At 69.8% G+C, this 698-nt stretch carries 1 protein-coding gene; it reads left to right on the forward strand.

The window, feature by feature from the left end; translation table 11 throughout:
* Positions 1-698 (forward strand): alpha/beta fold hydrolase (locus RT97_RS22390; RefSeq protein WP_042581036.1); only part of this gene is annotated, 698 nt, incomplete at both ends.

Raw genomic sequence — 698 nt, forward strand, 5'->3', positions numbered from 1 at the left:
GCCGGCCCGGCCAACGGCGCGCCGGTGATCCTTCTTCACGGCTGGCCCTACGACATCCACATGTTCGTGGACGTCGCGCCGCAGCTGGCCGCCGCGGGCTTCCGCGTGATCGTGCCGTACCTGCGCGGCTACGGCACCACCCGCTTCCTCTCGGCCGACACGCCGCGCAACGGGCAGCAGTCGGTGGTCGCCGTGGACATCATCGCGCTCATGGATGCGCTGAAGATCCAGGCGGCCACGGTGGCCGGCTGCGACTGGGGCGCGCGCACCGCGTGCATCATGGCCGCGCTGTGGCCCGAGCGCGTGAAGGCGCTGGTGTCGGTCAGCGGCTATCTCATCGGCAGCCAGGAGGCGGGCAAGACGCCCCTGCCGCCGCAGGCCGAGTTGCAGTGGTGGTACCAGTACTACTTCGCGACCGAGCGCGGCCGTGCGGGCTACGAGAAGAACCGCCACGACTTCGCCAAGCTCATCTGGCAGATCGCATCGCCCAAGTGGAACTTCGACGCGGCCACCTTCGATCGCAGCGCCGTCGCGTTCGAGAACCCCGACCACGTGGCCATCACGGTGCACAACTACCGCTGGCGCCTGGGCCTGGCCGACGGCGAAGCGAAGTACCAGTCGCTCGAAGATCGCCTGGCCAAGGCGCCGGTGATCGGCGTGCCGACCATCACGCTCGAAGGCGACGCCAACGGCGCGCC

Source organism: Variovorax paradoxus, from assembly GCF_000834655.1.
Taxonomy (GTDB): Bacteria; Pseudomonadota; Gammaproteobacteria; order Burkholderiales; family Burkholderiaceae_C; genus Variovorax; species Variovorax paradoxus_F.